Annotated in this window: 16 protein-coding genes; 3 read left to right on the top strand and 13 right to left on the bottom strand. The window is 42.7% G+C overall.

All coding sequences use genetic code 11. The features are described from left to right. Positions 1 to 30: 30 nt before the first annotated feature. Positions 31 to 756 (bottom strand): ClpP family protease, encoded by a 726-nt coding sequence (locus tag OW255_RS10305; RefSeq protein WP_197029679.1) that lies wholly within the window; start codon positions 754 to 756, stop codon positions 31 to 33. 385 nt (positions 757 to 1,141) lie between these two features. On the opposite strand from OW255_RS10305, the gene OW255_RS10300 reads away from it, so the two are divergent. Together OW255_RS10300 and OW255_RS10295 are read left to right on the top strand one after the other, a co-directional pair. Continuing rightward, on the top strand, positions 1,142 to 2,473 hold the full coding sequence (locus OW255_RS10300) for a citrate synthase (protein WP_024836001.1): 1,332 nt from the start codon (positions 1,142 to 1,144) through the stop codon (positions 2,471 to 2,473). 2 nt (positions 2,474 to 2,475) lie between these two features. Next, entirely contained in the window at positions 2,476 to 4,788 is a 2,313-nt protein-coding gene (locus OW255_RS10295; protein WP_024836002.1) for a hydratase, read from the top strand. A 74-nt stretch (positions 4,789 to 4,862) separates the two neighbouring features. Here the strand turns inward: OW255_RS10295 and OW255_RS10290 are convergent, their stop codons facing one another. The 8 genes from OW255_RS10290 to OW255_RS10255 all read right to left on the bottom strand — a co-directional run bounded on the left by OW255_RS10290 (position 4,863) and on the right by OW255_RS10255 (position 14,583). Then, complete coding sequence (locus tag OW255_RS10290) at positions 4,863 to 6,458, bottom strand: C40 family peptidase (protein WP_268116527.1); 1,596 nt, start codon at positions 6,456 to 6,458, stop codon at positions 4,863 to 4,865. Positions 6,459 to 6,684: 226 nt separating this feature from the next. Next, on the bottom strand, positions 6,685 to 7,482 hold the full coding sequence (locus OW255_RS10285; RefSeq protein WP_024836004.1) for an ABC transporter ATP-binding protein: 798 nt from the start codon (positions 7,480 to 7,482) through the stop codon (positions 6,685 to 6,687). Positions 7,483 to 7,484: 2 nt separating this feature from the next. Next, positions 7,485 to 8,399 carry an ABC transporter permease gene (locus OW255_RS10280; RefSeq protein WP_024836005.1) on the bottom strand — a complete coding sequence of 305 codons (915 nt, stop codon included), beginning with the start codon at positions 8,397 to 8,399 and terminating at the stop codon, positions 7,485 to 7,487. Positions 8,400 to 8,548: 149 nt separating this feature from the next. After that, positions 8,549 to 9,583, bottom strand: coding sequence for an ABC transporter substrate-binding protein (locus tag OW255_RS10275; RefSeq protein ID WP_268116526.1), 1,035 nt, complete (start codon positions 9,581 to 9,583; stop codon positions 8,549 to 8,551). 214 nt (positions 9,584 to 9,797) lie between these two features. Further along, positions 9,798 to 10,661 carry a YitT family protein gene (locus OW255_RS10270; protein ID WP_024836007.1) on the bottom strand — a complete coding sequence of 288 codons (864 nt, stop codon included), beginning with the start codon at positions 10,659 to 10,661 and terminating at the stop codon, positions 9,798 to 9,800. Positions 10,662 to 10,811: 150 nt separating this feature from the next. Beyond that, on the bottom strand, positions 10,812 to 12,329 hold the full coding sequence (gene galT, locus OW255_RS10265; protein ID WP_268116525.1) for a UDP-glucose--hexose-1-phosphate uridylyltransferase: 1,518 nt from the start codon (positions 12,327 to 12,329) through the stop codon (positions 10,812 to 10,814). An 85-nt stretch (positions 12,330 to 12,414) separates the two neighbouring features. Beyond that, entirely contained in the window at positions 12,415 to 12,930 is a 516-nt protein-coding gene (locus tag OW255_RS10260) for a Gx transporter family protein (RefSeq protein WP_024836009.1), read from the bottom strand. Between the two features lie 96 nt (positions 12,931 to 13,026). Then, a complete protein-coding gene (locus tag OW255_RS10255; RefSeq protein WP_268116524.1) occupies positions 13,027 to 14,583 on the bottom strand; it encodes an FMN-binding protein in 1,557 nt (518 codons plus the stop codon). Between the two features lie 177 nt (positions 14,584 to 14,760). Between OW255_RS10255 and OW255_RS10250 the strand changes: the two genes are divergently transcribed. Next, complete coding sequence (locus OW255_RS10250) at positions 14,761 to 15,111, top strand: NusG domain II-containing protein (RefSeq protein ID WP_024836011.1); 351 nt, start codon at positions 14,761 to 14,763, stop codon at positions 15,109 to 15,111. A gap of 4 nt (positions 15,112 to 15,115) precedes the next feature. On the opposite strand, the gene OW255_RS10245 is transcribed toward OW255_RS10250, so the two are convergent. From OW255_RS10245 to OW255_RS10230, 4 genes are read right to left on the bottom strand one after another with little or no spacing between them, the layout of a single operon-like run. Then, positions 15,116 to 16,003 (bottom strand): DegV family protein, encoded by an 888-nt coding sequence (locus OW255_RS10245; RefSeq protein ID WP_268116523.1) that lies wholly within the window; start codon positions 16,001 to 16,003, stop codon positions 15,116 to 15,118. Between the two features lie 36 nt (positions 16,004 to 16,039). Further along, the gene (locus OW255_RS10240; RefSeq protein WP_024836013.1) at positions 16,040 to 17,440 is read right to left on the bottom strand and encodes a sensor histidine kinase; all 1,401 of its coding nucleotides are present in this window, start codon (positions 17,438 to 17,440) and stop codon (positions 16,040 to 16,042) included. A gap of 18 nt (positions 17,441 to 17,458) precedes the next feature. Beyond that, positions 17,459 to 18,148: a response regulator transcription factor gene (locus OW255_RS10235; RefSeq protein WP_024836014.1), complete on the bottom strand. Its 690-nt coding sequence runs from the start codon at positions 18,146 to 18,148 to the stop codon at positions 17,459 to 17,461. 17 nt (positions 18,149 to 18,165) lie between these two features. Next, positions 18,166 to 19,827 (bottom strand): Na/Pi cotransporter family protein, encoded by a 1,662-nt coding sequence (locus OW255_RS10230; protein WP_268116522.1) that lies wholly within the window; start codon positions 19,825 to 19,827, stop codon positions 18,166 to 18,168. Positions 19,828 to 19,897 lie beyond the last annotated feature (70 nt).

Raw genomic sequence — 19,897 nt, 5'->3', positions numbered from 1 at the left:
TATACAAAAAAATCGGGAGAATTGCAACGATTAACGGGAACCAGTTTCGATCAACTCATATAATTTTCTTAGGGCATCCTTGATTCCGCCTACTTCATCGATCAAGCCTTCTTTTACAGTTTCTTCTCCAACCAGAACGGTTCCTAAGTCTCTGGTCAGCATCTCTGTATTTAACATCAGCCGCTTCACCTGATCATAAGCGATTTTTGCATGACCGGATACGAAGCTTAAAATACGATCCTGAATCATTTCAAAATATTCATAGGTCTGAGCAGCTCCAATTACCATTCCTGTCATACGGACCGGATGTACCATCATGGTTCCTGTGGGAACAATAAAGGAATAAGTGGTGCTTACAGCCAGCGGAACTCCAATGGAATGACTTCCTCCCAGTACAAGGGATACGGTTGGGATGCTTAAGGAAGCAATCATCTCTGCAATGGCAAGTCCTGCATCCACGTCTCCGCCTGAAGTATTAAGAAGGACCAGAAGCCCTTCTACGGAATCATCGTCCTCAATTTCCGCAAGCTTTGGAAGGATATGATCGTATTTGGTTGCTTTGCTGTTGCCAGAGAGGTTTTCATGACCTTCTATCTCTCCTATAATGGAAAGTAAATGAATTTTTCTCTTATGGGCGTTGTCATCAAGAGTCATTTGCCCATACTCCTCCAGCTTTTCATCTTCTTTCTGCTCTATATCTTTTTCTTTCTTTTTCTCATCGAGATTTTCTTTCCCCGTATCACTGGAAGCGCTCATTTCATTTTGCTTCTCATCTTGTACCTGGCTGTTACCATCGTTTCTTTCCTGATTATCTGCCATTTTAGGAAACCTCCTGTTTGCTCTATTTTTGGTAGTTTTCTTATGATGTGGAGAAATGGCAAAAAATATGCTTATAATTGAAAAACCAGGGTAATCCTGTCAGATTGCCAGTCTAAGGTTTTTATGATTAACAACATTTCAATTGTGATTGTAACAAGTTGTTGACTTTGATACTTTTCCATGTTAAACTATCAAACAATAAAAAGCCAGTTACGTTTCATTGCCAATGAAGGCAGCGCCGGAGGGATCTGTATGCGCTGCTTTTCTATCAATGGATTGCCTCTGGAGCTTTTGAATATTCTGAAAAAAGGAGAAGCGTCCCATGAACAACTTATTCATTGCACAGACTTTTGGAAAATCTTCCAATTATACGGATATTCCTAACAATTTGTTCAAAATACACGATGTAAAAAAAGGACTTAGAAATGAAGATGGAACCGGTGTCATTGTAGGACTTACCCGTGTATCTGACGTTGTAGGCTATGAGTTTGAAGATGGAAAAAAGCTTAATATCCCAGGTAAGCTATACTACAGGGGAATTGAAATCAGCGATCTGGTAACGGGAAAAGGAAATGGGCGCTACGGTTATGAAGAAACCGCATTTCTGCTTCTCTTTGGTTATCTCCCTTCCGATAAGGAGTTAAAGGAATTTACTTCTGTTCTTCAAAAGTATTATCCGCTTCCCAATGAATTTTTTGAGAGAAATATGCTCCGCAGTCCTTCCAGCAATTTAATGAACAGTCTGCAAAAAAGCATTCTGGCTCTTTATGATTATGATAATGATCCCGATAATACAGATCCTTATCAAACACTTTTAAAAGGAATTAATATCCTTGCAAAGCTGCCAACCCTTGCTGTATATGCATATCAAAGCAAGATCCATCATTACGACCGGGAAAGCCTGGTTATCCATTATCCTCGCCCTGAATATTCCATGGCAGAAAATATCCTTCATCTCCTTCGGCGGGATGGAAGCTTTACAGAGCAGGAAGCAAATCTTCTTGATGTGATGCTTATGATTCATGCCGATCACGGCGGTGGAAATAACTCCACTTTTACAAATGTAGTTATCTCTTCCACTGGAACTGATATTTATTCCGCCATTACCGGATCCATCGGTTCCCTAAAAGGACCAAAACACGGTGGCGCTAATATCCGGTGCAGCGAAATGTTGTCTGCCATTGAACAGGAAATTGGATTGCATGCCACTGAGGATCAGATGAAAAAAGTCATTGGACGAATCCTTTCTAAGGATTTCTACGATAACTCTGGTCTGGTTTATGGCCTGGGCCATGCGGTTTACACGGTATCTGACCCCAGAGCAGATCTTTTAAAAGACTGTTGTGAAAAGCTTGCAAAAGAGAAAAAACGATTGGATGAATACGAATTCCTGACGAAGTTTGAAACCGTTGCCAAAGCCTGTCTGGCTGGAAACGGAAAATCCTTGTCCAACAACGTGGACTTTTACAGCGGCTTTGCCTATCAAATGCTGCAGATTCCAGAGGATATGTACACTCCTTTATTCGTCTGTGCACGCATGGCAGGCTGGCTGGCACACAATATTGAAAATAAAATGTATGACGGAAGAATCATGCGTCCTGCAACAAAATACGTGGGTGAAACAAATCCCTACATAAAAAGAGAGGAACGATAATTATGGTAAAATTATATGAAGGCGGAGCTTACCTTATAAATGGAACGGAGCTCATTCCAGAGGAAGATAGCGCAAAAATCGCTGCTCTCACGGGAAACACCGTCAGCAAAGAAGACGCAGCAAAAGGAACCATTGCCTACTCCATTTTAGAGGCCCACAATACCTCAGGCAATATGGAGCATTTAAAGCTTCGTTTTGACTCAATGGCTTCCCACGATATTACCTTTGTAGGAATCGTTCAGACTGCCCGGGCTTCGGGACTCAAGGAATTCCCGATACCTTATGTGTTGACCAACTGCCATAACTCCTTATGCGCGGTAGGCGGTACTATTAATGAGGATGATCATGTCTTTGGCCTTTCCGCCGCCAAAAAGTACGGTGGTATTTTTGTACCTCCGCATATTGCAGTTATTCACCAGTATATGCGTGAAATGATGGCAGGATGCGGCCGCATGATTCTTGGCTCTGACAGCCATACCAGATATGGTGCCCTTGGAACCATGGCAATCGGCGAAGGAGGAGGCGAGCTTGTAAAACAGCTTCTTCTGGATACCTATGACGTTACATATCCGGGAGTGGTCGCTATCTATCTTACCGGCAAACCATCTCCTGCCGTAGGACCTCACGATGTGGCACTGGCCATTATCGGCAAGGTATTTAAAAACGGCTATGTGAAGAATAAAATCATGGAATTTGTAGGACCTGGCGTCTCTTCCATGGATACGGATTACAGAAACGGCGTGGATGTAATGACAACAGAAACCACCTGTCTTTCTTCTGTGTGGAGAACTGACGAAGATACGAAAGCTTATTTGACCCTTCACGGCAGAGGCGATGATTATAAAGAATTAAATCCAGCTGACGTTGCTTATTATGATGGCGTTGTCACCGTGGATCTAAGCGCAATTAAACCTATGATTGCTCTCCCATTCCATCCAAGCAATACCTATGAAATTGATGAGCTTAACGCCAATCTGGCAGATATCTTAAGAACCGTGGAAAAGGAAGCCGATCAGTATACCGGAAAATCAGGAGTGAAGCTCTCTCTTACGGATAAGATCGTTGACGGAAAGCTTATGGTTCAGCAGGGAGTGATTGCAGGATGTGCGGGAGGTAATTACTCCAACGTTATGATGGCTGCCCATATTTTAAGCGGCAAAGACTGCGGCAACGATGTATTTAATCTGTCTGTTTATCCGTCTTCTCAGCCGGTTTATATGGATCTGGTGAAGAAAGGTGCTATTACAGAGCTAATGACTGCAGGTGCTACCATCCGTACTGCATTCTGCGGCCCATGCTTCGGAGCAGGTGATACTCCATCCAATAATGCATTAAGCATACGTCATACCACAAGAAACTTCCCTAACCGGGAAGGCTCCAAGCCTGGAAATGGTCAGATTTCTTGTGTTGCTCTTATGGATGCGAGATCCATCGCAGCCACAGCAGCAAACGGCGGACTTCTCACCTCTGCCGAAAGCGTTGTAGATGGTTATGAAGTGCCGGCATATGAATTTGATTCCTCTTCTTATGAAAGAAGAGTTTATCAGGGATACGATGCTCCTCAAGCAGAAGCTGAACTGGTCAATGGCCCTAATATTAAAGATTGGCCGGCCATGAGCTCTCTGACCGATAATATTATCCTTAAAGTATGTTCAAAAATTATGGATCCGGTTACTACCACAGATGAACTGATTCCATCTGGTGAGACCTCTTCTTTCCGCTCTAATCCGCTTGGCCTTGCGGAATATACATTATCCCGCCGGGATCCGGAATATGTAGGAAGATCCAAGCAGGTCAATGAGCTGGAGAAAGCTCGTAAAAATGGGGAATGTCCACTTAAAGCAGACAGCGAATTAGAAAAAGCATTTCATGCACTGCGCCTTTACTTAGATCAGCCGGAGCTTAAGGCTTCTGAGACTGAAATAGGAAGTGTACTCTATGCGGTTAAGCCAGGTGATGGTTCTGCCAGAGAGCAGGCGGCAAGCTGTCAAAGAGTTCTTGGCGGTCTTGCCAATATTGCCAATGAATATGCAACCAAGCGGTATCGTTCCAATGTCATGAACTGGGGAATGCTTCCCTTCCTTCTTGATGAGGAGCCGGCGTTTGAAGTAGGTGACTTTATCTATGTGCCTGATATTCGTACTGCTCTCGATGGAGATATGGAAAAAATCAAGGCCTATGTGATCCGCAATGAAGAGGGCAATCCCATTCAGGAGATCAATCTACACATTGCAGATATGACTCCGGAAGAACGGGCCATCGTAAAATCCGGATGCTTAATCAATTATAACCGTGACAAAAAAGAAAACCGATAAATAATATAAGCCCAGAAGACTGGATATGAATCCGGTCATCTGGGCTTTCTTATGAGTTACGTTATTATTTTTATTTAATCTCCTACCATATTACGGATCTTTACTGGTGAACGGTAATTCCAGGTAGAGATCTTGATGCCGCTTCGTCTGCTGGCCGCGTGAACAATCTGGCCGTTACCAATATACATGGCAACGTGATTGATGGTTCCTTTGCTGTTGGCGTAGAACAGAAGATCTCCAGGCTTCATCTCTGATGACTTTACAGCAGTCCCTTTTCCAGCCTGTGAGCCGGAATAATGAGGCAGGCCGATACCAAACTTAGAATATACGGACATGGTAAAGCCGGAACAATCTGCTCCCTTTGTCAGGCTGGTTCCGCCCCATACGTATGGGTTTCCTAAAAACTGCAGCGCATAATTGACAATCTGAGTTCTTAAGGAGGATTGGGCATTGGCCTTTTCCTCAAGGGGTGAGAATTTGATGGCCTGAGGAAGAGCGTAACGTACATCCACAAAGTCAGTAGCCACATAGGCACTGCTGTCTTCCTCCAGCTCAATCTCTACCCAGCCGTCTACCTGCTTTAATACAGGATATCTTTCGTTGTTGGATATCTGAGTCCAGATCTTGGAATCCGTACTGGGTTCTGATCTTGCATTCAGCATATCCGTATTTACAATGGCCATTAGCTGGGCAACCTGCATGGCTTCATCCTTTGCCGCCTGCCCGGTCAGAATATAATCTGATTTTACATAGCCTGTAATGCTTCCTGATTGGATCTTATACCAGCCGTCGGCCGTTGTCTCTAAAATCTCACCGGCAGCTTTACTTGGCATCTTAGCGATTACCTTCCCTTTTTCGTTAGGCTCTTCTCTCACATTTAAATAATTATCTACATCAGATATTCCGATATTCTTATAGTAATTAAAGACCATTGCTTTTAAATCCAGTTTTCTCGCTTCATTTAAAGAGTATTCTAATGTTACATAATCAGAGGAAAGATATCCGGTTGAAATCTTTATCCAGCCTTCGGTTTGATCAAGCACCTCATATCTTTCATCGGCAAGAGCCTGCCCCACCGGATCCGAGCTTTTGGAAGCTTCTTTTCTGATATTCATGCTGTCCGCTTTAATAACTGCTCTTAATTTTACCAGACTTTCTGCTTTTTTAACTGCTTCCTCTCCTGTCAGCACATACTCTGAATTAATATAGCCTTCGATTCCTCCAGAAGTAATCTTATACCAGCCATCTTCTGTCTTTTCTAAAATATCACAGGCACCGTCACTCTGCAGCTTTCCAATAACATCCCCATCGGTACCAGGAGTCTTTCTGATGTTTAAATAACCGGAAGCCTTGACAATTCCAAGATTTTTATAAGAAGCTACCACCTTCTTCATCTCTTCCGCCTGTTTGATCGCTTCTTCCGATGCTTTTACTGCTTCGTCATTATTAGCAGTTGCCTGATTCACAGCCTCTGAAGCGGTAGCCAGAGCTGCAGCTGCGGCACCTCCTCCATTGCGCTTTGCGAAGGCTCCGGCTGTAATGACACCAGCCACCAGTAAAACACCGGCACCTCCTGCTATAAGATACTTTTTATAATCATTCTTACCGCGGCTCTTTCTTGCTTTATCCAAACGGATCACATAATCTTTATTGTCGTTTTTATTATCCATTCTGTACTTTCTCTCCATTGTCATATTTTCACCGGACAACCGATTTGGACTATGAGTTTATCCGCCTTAGTATAGCATATTTTGTCATGATTTGCGATATTTGTCTCACAAAAATTTATTAAGATTATGTTACATTATGATACGTAATTCAAAAATCTATTAAATTTTTGTAAAAATATGGGATGGTACTCTGCCCGAAAGCGGTTCCCATCCCATGCTTTTACTGCTAATTTGCTAAAATCATACGGTCATTGGAGAACTCTTCTCCGCTGGCCTCTTCGAATTTCCGAAGAAGATCTTCTACTTCCAGATTTTTCTTTTCTTCACCAGATATGTCAAAAATGATTCTTCCTTCATGCATCATAATGAGCCGGTTTCCAATCTGAATGGCATCCTTCATATTATGAGTGATCATGAGAGTCGTAAGATTTTGCTCTTCCACGATTTCCTCTGTAATTTCAAGAACCTTTTTTGCTGTCTTGGGATCAAGTGCTGCTGTATGCTCATCAAGAAGAAGAATTTTAGGCTTTTGTAAGGTCGCCATTAAAAGAGTAAGGGCCTGACGCTGTCCGCCGGAGAGCAGCCCAACTTTATTGGTCATACGGTTTTCAAGGCCAAGACCAAGCTTTTTTAAGGCCTCCTGGTAAAAGGACTTTTCATTTTGCTTAATCCCCCAGGAAAGCCCTCTTCCTTTGCCTCTCCGATAAGCCAGGGCCATATTCTCCTGAATCTCCATTCCGGCAGCGGTTCCCATCATAGGGTCCTGAAAGACTCTGCCAATGTACTTGGCACGCTTATACTCCGGGAAACGTGAAATATTAACACCATCTATTTCAATTCTTCCAGAATCTATGGGGTAAACACCGGCAATCATATTTAAGGTGGTGGATTTCCCCGCACCATTTCCTCCAATGACAGTGACAAAATCGCCTTCATTTAAATGGAGATTGATACCGTTTAAGGCTTTTTTCTCATTGATTGTATTTATATTAAATGTTTTCTTTACATTTTTTATATCCAGCATGATCATTCTCCTCCTTCTGTATAGGCCGCTTTTAACCGCCATTTCCGAATGACCACAGGGACGCATAGCGCCACGGCTACGATAGCAGCGGATAAAAGCTTCATATCGTTGGCATTCATACCCATTCTTAACACTACGGCACGGATTACAAAATAAATAACGGCACCCACGACGGCAGAGGTCAATTTACTTCCAAAGGAACGTAGTTTCCCCATAAGTACTTCACCGATGACAATAGCGGCAAGACCGATGACTATGGCACCGGTTCCCATTCCGATGTCCGCATATTTCTGGCTTTGGCAAACGAGGCCTCCAGAAATACCAACAAGTCCGTTACTTATGGTCAGAGCAAGAAGCTTGGTCCAGTTGGTATTGACGCCCAGGGCACGGACCATTGCCTCATTGTTACCAGTCGCACGCATTGCGCTTCCAATCTCAGTACCGAAAAACCAGTACAGGAGAACGATCATAACAACGGCAAAACCAACTCCGATCACCAGAGCAGCCGCCTGCTTGTTGATTCCAGTTGCATCAATGAATTTAGAGACTATGGTATCTGTCTTTAAAAGAGGCACATTGCTCTTTCCTCCCATAATCCTTAAGTTGATGGACCAAAGTCCGATCTGAGTCAAAATTCCTGCCAGTATAGCTGGAATCTCAAACACGGTATGTAAGAGTCCAGTGATAGCACCAGCTGCCATACCTGCAACTCCGGCAATCAATAATGCGATCCAGGGATCCATCTTAAAAACCAGCACCATAACCGCACATACACAGCCGCCCAGGGCAAAGCTGCCATCAACGGTCAAATCAGCAATATCCAAAAGCTTATAGGTGATGTAAACACCAAGCACCATAATTCCCCATAAAACGCCTTGTACCACTGCATCCTGAAGGGATATCATTAAACCACTCATCTATTTAATCCTCCGCATATTTTCTTTTTACAGGCATAAATGCCTTACATAAAAGATGTAATTTTCATCTTTTATGTAAAGCATCTATGAGAGGGTTAAGCGGACCTGATACTTCTGGTCCGCTTATATCTCACTGAAACTTCTTTTTATTATTTAATATTGGAAACATCAATTCCTAAGGCTTTCGCCGTTTCTTCATTTACAGAAAGCTTGCATTTGTCTGCCGGGAGATATTCAATCGGCATTTTGGAAATGTCGTCTCCGTCTTTTAAGATTTTAACTGCCTGCTGTCCGGTTAAATATCCAAGTTCAAAATAATCAATTCCATACGTAGCAAGGCCGCCTGCTTTTACCATGCCCTCTTCACCACATATGGTAGGAAGGCCGTTTTCATTCGCGACCATGGCAACTGTAGTCATTCCCGCTGCTATGGTATTATCCGTTGGTGCATAGATAGCGTCTACTTTTCCAACCATGGAGGTTACAACGGTCTGAATTTCATTGGAACTGGATACCGTGTAATCTACCGCAGTCATACCTTCTGCTTCAATGGCTTCTCTTGCCATCTTTGCCTGAATCTCAGAATTGGATTCTGAGGAAGCATAAAGAATTCCAACTGTTTTTGCATCAGGAAGAATCTTCTTTAATAAGGAAATCTGTTCTTTGACCGGAGTCAGATCAGAAGTACCGCTGACATTTCCGCCTGGGGCATCGTTGCTTGCAACCAGATCAGAAGCGGCTGGGTCGGTAACAGCTGTTACCAGTACCGGGATATCAGTGGTTGTTCCAGCTACCGCCTGTGCTGCTGGAGTCGCAATGGAAAGAATTAAGTCGCTTCCATCATTGACCAGCTTGCTTGCAATGGTCTGGCAGGTGGACTGATCGCCTGCGGCGTTTTGCTGGTCTGCAACATAGTTGAGTCCTGCATCATCAAGTGCTTTTATAAATCCCTTATTTGCTGCATCAAGGGCAGTATGCTGAACCAGCTGCAGCACACCGATCTTATACTGCTTCCCATCGGCTGTTTTTTCTCCTGTGGTCGCGGCACCTTCTGTTGTCGCCTGGGCTGTAGTCGTCTCAGTAGATGAGCTTTTACTTTCCTCGGTTTTTCCACCGCAGGCAGTTAAGGACATCATCATTGCACCGGCAAGAATCAGTGACAGTATTTTTTTTGTTTTCTTCATAAACTTCTCTCCTCACCATCTAAAAATCTCGTCCTGTTTTGAACTTATTTCGTATCATACTACAAAAAATACCCGGCGTCAATTTCATTACTTTAAATTTATGTAATTTTAAAGCACTAAAGTGCATTTTCGTAAAATATGCACTATTATACCCCCTTAAAACTGGATTCATTGCACAAAAAACCGGAGCAGTTTTCTGCTCCGGTCCGAACATCTAATTGGTTAAAAATCCCTTTCCAATGATCTCACTGGAATTGGAAATAAGGATAAACGCCGATGGCTCTACCGTACGGATATAGTTTCTAAGCTTCATTGCCTGAGACCGCTTCATGGTTGTTAAAATAACCGTTTTCTTATGGTGAGTGAATGCTCCCTGTGCTTCATAGACCGTAGCACTCCGGTTAAGACCATGGATGATATAATCGCAGATCGGTGCCGGATCATCGCAGATGATACTAAAGCATTTACATAAGTTCATGTTTTCCATGACATCATCAATGACAAGGGACTTTGCAAGAAGACCAAGGGAAGAAAACAGTCCGGTCTGAGGGCCAAATACAAAATAAGCCATAATCACACCGGTCAAGTCTACCAGTAAAAGCACGGTGCCAATATTGAAGCTGGTATAACGTTTTAAAATCATTGCTATAATATCAGTCCCACCACTGGATGCACCCACGTAAAATAGAAGGGCCGATCCCACACTGGGCAGTAAGATAGCAAAAATAAGCTCTAACAACGGTTCCGACGTAAGCGGCCCTTTCATAGGGCAGATACGTTCCAGAATATATAAGGATAATGACATGACAAGGGTGGCATATACTGTCTTGATACCAAACCCACGTCCCAGAAACAGAAACCCCAGTACCAGCAAGACCGCATTCACTATATTGGTGAACTGGCTGGCTGACCAGTGGGTCAAGGCGCTGATAACAGTAGCAAAGCCCGTAACCCCTCCAAAAGCAAAGTTGTTAGGGAATTTAAAAAAATAGACTCCCACTACCATTACCCAGATACTAAACGTAATAATACCATATTCCGTAAGCGTTCTCAGCATTTTATTTTCTATCTGCTTCATGACCGTTTCTATGTCTCCCTCCGGATCATTCCGTCCGGTTCTGTATATTTTTTTCAGTGAGTCAGGCTATTACCTCTGACTCCCAATAGAATATAACTCAAAGGGAAAATAATTACAAACATCAATCTATCTGATAGTCTCACAATGTTTCTATTGTGAAACAGGTACGAACCCAACACTGGTCAAAAACCGGTGAAATCCTCTCCGACCTTCTTCGCAGCATTTGTATACGCCAGAATCTTCAAGTACCCGTTCAAACACGAGTCCAACCTCTTTTTTCAAGATATCCTCAATATTATCTGCAGTCACGGTATCATAGTTTGGGAGAAAATTCTTTACCCAATCATCATGCTTTACTATGATCTCATTGGAGCTTATGTCCTTTCCAGTCAATATATAATCTGCTAAAAGATTCAGCTCCTCTTTTAGTCTGGATGGAAGTACAGCAAGTCCCATTACTTCAATCAGGCCTATGTTCTCTTTTTTAATATGGTGAAGTTCAGAATGAGGATGGTAAAATCCAAGAGGGCAGTCTTCAGTTGTTATATTATTTCTCAAAACAAGATCCAATTCATACATACCATCTTTCTTTCTTGCAATGGGGGTAATGGTATTATGAGGCTGTCCATCAGTTTCGGCTAAAACAAAGGACTCTTCATCGGTATAGGTTCTCCAGGCGTTAAGTACCTTTTCTCCAAGGGAAATCAAATCATCGGGATTTTCACTTCTGGTTCTTAATACTGACATGGGCCATCTTACGATTCCAGCCTGTACTCCCTCATAGCCTTTGATCTCATAGCTTGCTTCTATGTTCGCCTTTGCCATGGCAAAATCATAATTACCACCCTGGAAATGATCATGGGAAAGAATAGATCCGCCTACGATTGGAAGATCTGCATTGGAGCCAAGAAAATAATGGGGGAACTGTTTTACGAAGTCAAACAGTTTTACAAACGTATTACGCTCTATCTTCATAGGAATGTGCTGTCCATTGAATACTATACAGTGTTCGTTATAATACACGTAGGGAGAATACTGAAACCCCCACTGGTTCTGGTTCATATTTAGCCGTATAATACGGTGGTTATTCCTTGCAGGGTGATTGGTCCTTCCTGTATATCCCTCATTCTCCATACAGAGAAGACATTTGGGATATCCGCTTTGCTTTGCAAGCTTAGCTGCTGCAATTGCTTTGGGATCTTTTTCCGGTTTTGATAGATTTACAGTAATATCTAAATCTCCGTATTTGGTGGAAGTAATCCAACGCATATCTTTTTTGATCCGGTAGCTTCTGATATAGTCCGAATCCTGAGCCAGCTTATAATAATATCCGGTAGCAGCAAGAGGCGACTGATTGTGATACAGGTCCCAGAACTTTTTTTCCACTTCACTCGGTCTTGGCATCAGGCAGTTCATTAACCTGGTATCAAACAAATCCCGATAGGTAATACTGTCTTCCTCCAAAAGTCCCTGTTCACAGGCATAATCCAGCATTTCTTTTAAAACAGCCTCAAGATCGATATCCTCAACTTCTCCATCCGGTTCCTCATATTCACAAAGCTTTAGCACATCGAGAATCTGGTTTACCGCATAATAATAGTCTGCTTCCTCGATCAGGCCTTTATTACGTCCATACTGTATAAGCTTTTTAATTGCCATGTTAATCATCCTGATGCTCCTCCTGGTTTTCTTTTGCCTTATTTCACAATTATATCGTTTCCCACCATGCAAAACAATAGAATTTATTTTGAATTTACTGCAATTTTTTTAGGTAATAGCGGATTCTCTCTATCATCATATTTCCTAATATGCCAATGACAAGGCCTGCCAATGTGCCTGCCACAAGGAGTACGGGAAGGTAATAAAATACGCCTGCCTGCCTGACAACAAAGGCTGCCACAAGGAGCTGGCCAATGTTATGAGCCACACCGCCCATAATACTGACTCCCACCGTCCCGAACAAACGGAATTTTTTACAAACAGCCATAGCAAGAAGGCTAAGTGCCAGACCTCCCAGGCTGTAGAATACTGCAAATAGATTGCTGAAGGTAAATCCCACTAGAAGAATACGAATCAGCGAGATCACCACAGTCCCCTTTATGCCGATGGTATAAAGACCTGTCATTGTTACAAGATTTGCCAGTCCCAGCTTTACCCCCTGTATTCCAAGTGAGATGGGAATCAGGGTCTCTATATAGCTAAGAACAAAGGCAAGAGCAATCAGCATTCCATAAAGAGATGCTCTTTGTGCCGATCCTTTCCCATTCATAATAAACTCTCCTTTTATTTCCTGAAATAATATGTAAAATCCCGGAGAACAGTCTTATCTTGCTAAGCCTTTCTCCGGGATATCATTACTATCTTATTATTTGGAAGCCTGTGTCAGACAATCCTTGACTCCATTGACAAATCCATACAGATTAATGCTGACGGAGGCTACGGTATCCGTATAACCACTTGCATTGATCAGTCCCTCTAAGGACTGATGCTGCAGGACATAATCCGCCACTGCTGTGGCCTGCTCATGCCACTTGGGGCCGTTATCTGTCATCTTATAGCTACCATCCATAGACAGTTTACTTTTTTTGGAACCGTCCTTTGCGACACAATCCCAGGTCAGGCTTGTAATGGTATTATCCTTTATTGTCATGTTCACCTGATCCTTAAAGCCATTCTTATCAAACTCTGGTGCTTCATAGGAAAAGGTTCCGTCCTTTAGAGAGGCTTTATTTTCTGCCGCCTCACCAGATGCCTGGCTTAAGCAGTCCTTTACACCATTTACAAATCCATATAAGTTAATGCTGACGGAAGCTACCGTATCGGTATAGCCTTCTTCATTGATCAGACCATTGACAGACTGATGCCCCAGCACATAATCAGTAACAGCTTTTGCCTGCTCATGCCATTCCGGACCATTCTCCGTCATCTTGTATTTTCCATCCATAGACAAACGGCTTTTCTTTGTTCCGTCCTCCTTAACACAATCCCAGGTCAGGCTTGTAATGGTATTGTCTGAAACAGTCATATTCACCTGATCCTTAAATCCATTGTCATCAAACTCCGGTGCTTCATAGGAATAGGTCCCGTTCTTTAAGGAAGACTTTGCATTGGGAGCCTCGCCGGCAGCCTGGCTTAAGCAGTCCTTTACGCCGTTTACAAATCCATGGAGATTAATGCTGACTGATGCCACAGTATCCGTATAGCCATCTGCATTGGTAAGACCTTCCACAGACTGGTGAGCAATTACATAATCAGTCACCGCCTTGGCCTGTTCATACCATTCCGGACCGTTATCCGTCATCTTATAATTTCCATCCATAGATAGTTTGCTCTTTTTGTTACCATCTTTCGTAATACAGTCCCAGGTCAGGCTTGTAATCGTATTGTCTTTGATGGTCATATTCACCTGGTCTTTAAAACCATTCTCATCAAACTCCGGCGCTTCATAGGAATAGGTTCCGTCTTTTAAACTGGATTCCTTCTGAGGGACAGTTTCTTCCTGATAAGCTAAGCTTGATTCAGGTGTTTCTCCTTTTGCCTGGGCAAGGGCCTGATCCACAGCCTTTTTAATGGCATTGCTGCTTAAGGTCGCTCCACTTACAGCATCCACCTCCGTCGATTGCTTGGAAAGTATGGTATCTGTAAGGCCTGGAAGCACCATATCTAAAAGTGTTTCCTTGTCGCCCTTTACATTAATTGACTGCATCTTTTTGGCTGTTACTACTACATCAACGGTAACGTCACCGCCATATCCCCGGGCAGATCCCGTATACGTACCTGGAGTGTATAAACTGGTTCCTGACATGCTGTCAACCGCTTTGTAAAGAGGTTCTGAACCAAACACAGTGGCACCTGCCAGTACGATCATAACTCCAAGACCGATTAATCCATTCCTTTTTGCATTTGCGTTAAACTTTTTCATATCTTCCTCCTGCCTGATAAGGTTTGATTATATTTTAACATAGTTTATAAGCTTTTATCAATTAGTTTATTGATTATTTATCTTTGGTAAGAGCTGAAATTATGTGATATAATAAGATTATGAATTTCCATGTTCTGGGAAATCATCATACTTAACTGAGTAAAAGGAAAAAACAATATGATTATAAAAAAATATAAAAAAGAAATGATTCTTATTGCAGGAATTTTAATCGTATCCTGCCTTCTCCTCCTTTTCAACCAGATTCTTTTTAGGGCTCCGGCGGGAAAGGTGGAAATAACGGTTGACGGTAATGTGATTCAGACCCTCAATTTAAATGAGGATGGAGAGATTTTGGTTCACGGATTCAACGGCGGAACGAACCGGGTCGTGGTAAAGGATAAAAAGGTAAGCGTAACAGAAGCTTCCTGTCCGGATAAGGTCTGCATCCACAAAGGCTGGATTCAGCACACAGGTGAAAATGTGGTCTGCTTACCCAACCATATGATTGCCAGGATCATAGGAGAATAGTCTTTCAGCCTTCTCTTTTATCTCCAAAGTAAAATAATGCTACCGTACCTGGGCCTGTATGAGCCCCGATCACAGTCCCTACGTTGTTTATCACAACTGGTCCTGATAAATGTAAAAAACGGTCCTCAATGAGCAGTGCCACTTCTTTTGCATCCTTTTCACATGCAGAATGGGACATAAAACACTTGCCGCTGTAATTGATGCCGCCGTCCGCATGAAGCTCCATCATACGGACAATCTCCTGTATGGCCTTTTTCTTCGTCCGGATCTTCTGGACCGGTATCAAGCAGCCCTTATCGTTGATATTCATGAGAGGACAGATATTTAGAACAGTACCTAACATAGCAGAGGTGGCAGAAATTCTTCCGCCTCTCTTAAAGCTGGTAAGATCTGTGGAAAAGAACCAGTGATGAACCCTCAAACGATTCTCTTCTACCCATCGAACCGCATCTTCTAAAGACACATCCTTGTCCCTTAAATCAGCTGTTGCATCCACCAAAAGGCCATAGCCGGAAGAAGCTCCAAGGGTATCCATTACGACAATGGTTCTGTCCGGATACTTTGCTCTCATCTCTTCCCGTGCCACACAGGCTGAATTATAAGTTCCTGAAATTCCGGAAGATAGGGTAAGGTGCAAAATATCCTTGCCTTCCTTTAAAAATGGTTCAAAAAAATCACAGTATTCATCCACATTCACCTGAGAGGTAACTGGAGTTGAGCCTTTTGATATTCGGTTATAAAACTGATCAAATGGAATGCTTCTTCCTAAATCATCGGGATAGGTAATTCCATCCATGGTATAATGAAAGCAGACGAAAGGAATATGACGGCGGTCAAAGTATTCCCTGCTCATATCTGCAGTAGAACAACAGGTTAAAATAAATTTCCCCACAAATAACACCTCCTGGCATTGTTTGTATCTATTTTATCACACTTTTCCATGAATTGGAATCTTTACTGTAAATTCTGTCCCCACATCAAGCTCTGAGGTCACATTGATAGTGCCATGATAGAAGTTTACAATATGCTTAACAATAGAGAGACCGAGACCGGTACCTCCCTGTTTTTTGCTCCTGCCTTTATCTACCCGGTAAAAACGTTCAAAGATCCGGCTAAGTGAATCCTTAGGAATCCCCATACCATTATCCTTGACCTGTACAATTAAATTCCGGTCTTCCTCTCTTACCCTGACCCAGACTTCCCCTCCAGGCTTATTGTATTTTACCGCATTGGTAATCAAATTGCCAAAAAGCTCTTTCATTTGCTGGCTGTTAGCATAGATGCAGATGGGCTTACAATCCAGATGAATGAGGACTTCATGAGAGGCAGCTAAGGGCTTTAAAGAATCTAAAATATCATTAAGGACAATGGAGAGACGTACATCACTTTTCAGTACTTCTGCATCCTTTGTTTCAAGCTTTGATATCATCAGAATATCGTTGATTAAATTGTTCATATTGGCAGCTTCCTTTTTGATTCGATTAAGGAACTCTTTTTTTTGCTCCTCGTCCTGAATAATTCCACTCTCCAAAAGCTCCGCATATCCCTGAACAGAGGTTATGGGAGTCTTTAATTCATGGGAAGCATTGCTGAAAAATTCCTGACGGATCTGCTTTTCCATCTCTATCTGATTCAAGTAATCCTTTACATTCTTTGACATCTTTGTGGTTGTATCCGCTATGATATTAATTTCCGGATACTGGTACGTTTCAAAGGATAGATCTGTATAATCCCCCTTTACCTTAAGCATCTCCTGAGATATCTCTTTCAAAGGTTTTGTAATGGATTCTGCAAAGCTGTCTGCTGAAAAAGCGGAATACATGATAGCAACCAGGAAGGTAAGCCATACCGCAGGAAGGAGAAGCATTAAGTATTCCTTCATGCCCGTATATGGTGTGGCCATACGAAGGATGTAATCTGATTCACTGGAACGTATGGCTACATAGAGCATATTTTCTTTTAAGGTCTCAGAATAACGTCTGGAATAACCGATTCCTTCTTCTATCGCTTCTTTTATCTCTTCCCGGTCGGAATGATTATCCAGAGTGCTTACAGGTACATCTCCCGTATCAGCAACGACTACTCCGTCTTTTTGAATGATGGTGAAACGACCCTGCTTTTCATCTAAGGCGGTTTTCAATTTTTCTACTTCACCCAAAAAATCTCCATTGTAATCCAGCACCTTATCGATCGCACCCAGAGTATAGAGCATGTCTTTTCTTGAGTTCTTTAAAAGGGCACTGCTGGAAGCAATATAGAAAATGAAGGTACTTAAAAACAAAACCACTAAAATTACCTGCAGAAATTTTGCAAAGATTGCTTTTCTCATGAACCCCTCCGCTTATTTTTACTCTTCTGTACGAATAAACCGGTATCCGACTCCGCGGACCGTTTTAATGCATGCACTTCCCTTTTCTCCCAGCTTCTGCCTTAAGGTTCTAATGTGCATATCAAGAGTCCTTGTCTCACCGTCATAATCGTATCCCCAGATTTGATTTAAGAGTTCATCTCTGGTCACTACCTTATTATGGTTTTCCATTAAATACTGTAAAAGCTCAAATTCCTTTAATGTAAGTTCCACCTTTGTTCCTTCGCAGTAAACCTCTCTCGTTTTTTTATTGAGGCTTAAGCAGTAAAGCTCCAGTTCATCCTCTGCTGCATTGGACCTTGTGGACCGTCTTAAAAGACTGCGGATTCTGGCTGCCAGTTCCATCACACCAAAGGGCTTTGTCATATAGTCATCTGCACCGCCGTCAAGACCGGCCACCTTATCAAATTCTCTGTCCTTTGCAGTGAGCACTAAGATAGGAAGATCTTTTAAGGATTCGATTTTCCTGATCTTTCGTATGGCAGTTAAGCCATCCATGCCTGGCAGCATCCAGTCAAACACAGCAAGCGCTGGTTTGTCTGATTCAATCTGCTTTAAGCAGTCCTCGGCCATCTCAAAGGCTGCCACCTCATATCCAAATCCCTCCAGGGCAATTTTAATTAAATCTCTGATATTATCATCGTCTTCAATTACATAGATCTGTTCCATACGAAATCTCCCTTTCCTTACATTTCATCTCTGACAAAACCTGCAATATTATGCGCATGGTCTGATATGCGTTCCAAATTGTTTAAAGCATCTAAATATATGACCCCGTTTTCTGGTTTACAGGCTTTCGACGCCAGTCGAAGGATATGGCGCTCCCTGAATTCTTCCTCCAGGTTGTCCACAAGCTCTTCGCTTCGGACAACAGCACGGACCTCAGACATATCGGAAGAGGCTCTTGCTTTTATGGCGTGCTCCAAAGAAGACCGGACGGATTGAAACATCTCCTTAAGCTCCTTATCCCCCTCTTTAGAAAACACAATGTTTCTTTTGTTCTTTTCCAGCGCCAGTTCTGAAAGATTTTCACAATGATCGCTGATACGTTCAAAATCACTGACCGTATAAAAAAGATTTTTAACAATCAGGTGCTGTTCTTCATTCAAAGACTGGTTGCTGATCTTTATTAGATAGTCTGTGATGATTTTTTCATAATCATCAATTTTTTGTTCCATTTTTTTCACCTGGTAGGCATGGCTTCCATCATCCGTCAAAAGGACACGTGCTGCCATATCAAAGTTTTCAAGAGCCGCATACCCCATATTTACTACTTCATGAGTCACGCTCTCAATGGCAAAGGAAGGTGTGTCAAGAATCCGGTTGTCAAGATGGCGCTTCATCTCATCCTTGGAATCCAAAGAGCATCCACTGGCTGATGTTCCTTCTCGGATAAGAATACCAGAGGCTTTGACCAGAAATCCGGCAAATGGAAACAGGAGAATGGTATTGCTTACATTAAAAACCGTATGAAAAATGGAGATCCCAACACTGGTGACAGGAGAATCCGCAAGCTGCGTATTCAGCCGGAATATCAAAACCATGGCTGTCCCAAAAATAACGGCACCAATGGTATTAAAAAGGAGATGAATGACCGCCGCCCTTTTCGCCGTACTGTTTGCTCCAATGCTAGACCTTAGTGCAGCCGCACAGGAACCAATATTTTGTCCTAAATTAATAAAAACAGCGGTTTGCCAGCTGATCATCCCGTTTAGGGCCAGGACCTGTAAAACACCTACAGATACGGTAGAGCTCTGAAGCAGTACCGTAACAAAAAGTCCTGCCACGATGCCAAGGAAAGGATGCCTGCCCAAATTAGTAAAAAGTTCCAAAAGTTCTTTATTGGTGCGATAGGCAGAAGCGGCTTCTGACATAAAACCAAGACCAATGAAAAGAAGTCCGAATCCCACCAGAATTTCACCAGCCTGTTTTGCTTTTCCGTTTCTGGACAGATAGCGGATCATGGCTCCTGATACGATCAGAATGGGAGAAAAAAGCTCTGGCTTTAACAGCTCTCCCCATTCATTCATGGATACGATCCAGCTGGTGACGGTCGTTCCCACATTGGCTCCCATAATGATTCCCACTGCCTGAGACAGGTTTAATATCCCGGCATTGACAAACCCCACCACCATAATGGTGGTAGCATTGCTGCTGAGAATTATGGCGGTAATCCCGGTCCCCAGTAAAATTCCCATGACCGGATTATCAGTCAGGGCTCCTAAAAGCTGCTGCATTTTGTGTCCAGCCGTTTTTTGAAGCCCATCTCCCATTCGGTCGATTCCATAAAGAAAGATTCCTAGTCCTCCAAGGAATTTAATTAACATCTGTATATCATCCATCGACATAGTATTCCCCCTGATCTTACGGCATGTCTTGTAAGTACTATATCAAATCTATGTAAAGTATCATGCGCTG

It is taken from the genome of Lacrimispora xylanolytica (genome assembly GCF_026723765.1).
Classification (GTDB): domain Bacteria; phylum Bacillota; class Clostridia; order Lachnospirales; family Lachnospiraceae; genus Lacrimispora; species Lacrimispora xylanolytica.
Note: the sequence above shows the minus strand (reverse complement) of the source record. Positions and strands in the feature narration are given on the sequence as shown.

Coding starts and splice junctions, on each gene's coding strand:
- OW255_RS10235 (WP_024836014.1), bottom strand. CDS start 18,148: ATGGAACAGATCTATGTAATTGAAGACGATGATAATATCAGAGATTTA.
- OW255_RS10270 (WP_024836007.1), bottom strand. CDS start 10,661: ATGAAGCAGATAGAAAATAAAATGCTGAGAACGCTTACGGAATATGGT.
- OW255_RS10250 (WP_024836011.1), top strand. CDS start 14,761: ATGATTATAAAAAAATATAAAAAAGAAATGATTCTTATTGCAGGAATT.
- OW255_RS10295 (WP_024836002.1), top strand. CDS start 2,476: ATGGTAAAATTATATGAAGGCGGAGCTTACCTTATAAATGGAACGGAG.
- OW255_RS10300 (WP_024836001.1), top strand. CDS start 1,142: ATGAACAACTTATTCATTGCACAGACTTTTGGAAAATCTTCCAATTAT.
- OW255_RS10260 (WP_024836009.1), bottom strand. CDS start 12,930: ATGAATGGGAAAGGATCGGCACAAAGAGCATCTCTTTATGGAATGCTG.
- OW255_RS10305 (WP_197029679.1), bottom strand. CDS start 756: ATGAGCGCTTCCAGTGATACGGGGAAAGAAAATCTCGATGAGAAAAAG.
- OW255_RS10280 (WP_024836005.1), bottom strand. CDS start 8,399: ATGAGTGGTTTAATGATATCCCTTCAGGATGCAGTGGTACAAGGCGTT.
- OW255_RS10230 (WP_268116522.1), bottom strand. CDS start 19,827: ATGTCGATGGATGATATACAGATGTTAATTAAATTCCTTGGAGGACTA.
- OW255_RS10290 (WP_268116527.1), bottom strand. CDS start 6,458: ATGGATAATAAAAACGACAATAAAGATTATGTGATCCGTTTGGATAAA.
- OW255_RS10255 (WP_268116524.1), bottom strand. CDS start 14,583: ATGAAAAAGTTTAACGCAAATGCAAAAAGGAATGGATTAATCGGTCTT.
- OW255_RS10275 (WP_268116526.1), bottom strand. CDS start 9,583: ATGAAGAAAACAAAAAAAATACTGTCACTGATTCTTGCCGGTGCAATG.
- OW255_RS10240 (WP_024836013.1), bottom strand. CDS start 17,440: ATGAGAAAAGCAATCTTTGCAAAATTTCTGCAGGTAATTTTAGTGGTT.
- galT (WP_268116525.1), bottom strand. CDS start 12,329: ATGATTAACATGGCAATTAAAAAGCTTATACAGTATGGACGTAATAAA.
- OW255_RS10285 (WP_024836004.1), bottom strand. CDS start 7,482: ATGCTGGATATAAAAAATGTAAAGAAAACATTTAATATAAATACAATC.